This is a genomic window from Priestia sp. P5_B4, from assembly GCF_056400385.1.
The window spans coordinates 1-1890 of record NZ_JBFULJ010000746.1; the positions used below are offsets into that span (position 1 = coordinate 1).

Sequence of the window (1890 nt, forward strand, 5' to 3'; positions counted from 1 at the left end):
GCTTGTTTAACGGTTGTAGAGCCTACGTCAAATGGAATTGGCGGAGACGCATTTGCTCTCGTGTGGATAAATGAAGAGCTATATGGACTCAACGCGAGCGGTCCTGCTCCTGCTTCTATCTCTATTGAGGCTCTGCGTGCCATGGGGATAAAAGAGATGCCGGCTCGCGGTTTTGTTCCTGTTACGGTCCCAGGTGCCCCCAGCGCGTGGGTGGAGCTGTCAAAACGCTTTGGCCGGTTATCGTTAAAAGAAGTGCTGCAGCCTGCTATTTCGTATGCACAAGAAGGGTTCCCAATCTCCCCGATTTTAGGGTACAATTGGGAACGAGCGTTTGAACGATTTACACACGCATTAAAAGGTGACGAATATAAGCACTGGTTTGAGACGTTTACCAACAATGGATCAGCTCCTAAAGTAGGGGAAGTGTGGCGATCACCGGACCATGCTGCTACGCTGCTTGAAATTGCCGAAACGAATGGAGAATCTTTTTACAGAGGGAATTTAGCTGATAAAATAGCAGCTTTTTCGAAAAAATACGGCGGATTTTTAGCAAAAGAAGATTTAGCAGCTTTTAAAGCAGAGTGGGTGAAGCCAATTTCAACTTCTTACCGAGGATATGATGTGTGGGAAATTCCGCCTAACGGCCAAGGCCTTATTGCACTTTTAGCTTTAAATACGCTAAAAGGCTTCTCTTTCGATGCCAAAGATTCTGTCGATACATATCACAAGCAAATTGAAGCCATGAAGCTAGCGTTTGCAGATGGACAAAAATTCATTACGGATGCTGATAAAATGACAGTAGCTGTTGAAGATTTGTTGAATGATTCTTATGCAAACAAGCGCAGAGGGCTGATTGGTGAAAAAGCGCTTATTCCTGAAGCCGGACAGCCGTCTCATAGCGGCACGATCTATTTAGCGACAGCTGATGGAGAAGGAAACATGGTATCATTCATTCAAAGTAATTACATGGATTTTGGCTCAGGACTTGTCGTACCTAATACGGGCATATGCCTGCAAAACCGCGGGCATAATTTTTCGTTAGATCCACAGCACCATAACCGATTAGAGCCAGGAAAACGAACCTATCATACCATTATTCCTGGATTTTTAACAAAGAATAAAAGTGCTGTAGGTCCATTCGGTGTAATGGGCAAATTCATGCAGCCTCAAGGACATGTGCAAGTCGTCATGAATATGATCGATTTCCATCTAAATCCTCAGGCAGCTTTAGATGCACCAAGATGGCAGTGGATTGAACATAAAAAGGTTCTTGTGGAAAAAGAAATGCCTTCACATATTGTAGAAGCATTAGAACGCAAAGGGCATGATATTCATGTGGCTACGAGCAGACATACGTTTGGAAGAGGGCAGATCATTTTAAGAGATGAACAAACCGGTGTATTATACGGCGGCACAGAAGCGCGAACAGACGGAGCTGTCGTTGCTTATTAGATCACAGAGAAAGGAGTGCGAGAAATGCGACAATTGGATATTTTTATAGCGTTTTTTCGCTCAGGTATGCTCGGCTACGGAGGCGGCCCTTCAGCTATTCCACTTGTAAAAAAAGAAGTGGTCGATACGTACAAATGGATGGATGACGATGAATTTGGCGATTTATTAGCAATCGCCAATACGCTGCCTGGGCCTATTGCTACAAAGCTGGCTGGATACATCGGCTATCGAGTCGGCGGTATTTTGGGTCTCGGGACAGCTTTATTTGCAGCCGTTATTCCAACCGTTTTTTTAATGGTATTGCTGTTAACAACTTTAACGCAATTTAAAGATCAGCCGTGGGTTATGGGCATGACCAAAGCAGTTGTTCCTGTAGTAGGAGTTATGCTCGCGGTTATGACGTGGGACTTTTTTAAAAAATCAACGTCTGGTCTAGGG

At 44.4% G+C, this 1890-nt stretch carries 2 protein-coding genes; both read left to right on the forward strand.

The window, feature by feature from the left end:
* Positions 1–1452, forward strand: a 1452-nt coding sequence (locus tag AC1DRF_RS25460) for a gamma-glutamyltransferase family protein (protein ID WP_477742012.1), incomplete at its 5' end; no start/stop codon positions are given.
* Positions 1453–1476: 24 nt separating this feature from the next.
* Positions 1477–1890 (forward strand): chromate transporter (locus AC1DRF_RS25465; protein ID WP_477742013.1); only part of this gene is annotated, 414 nt, incomplete at its 3' end.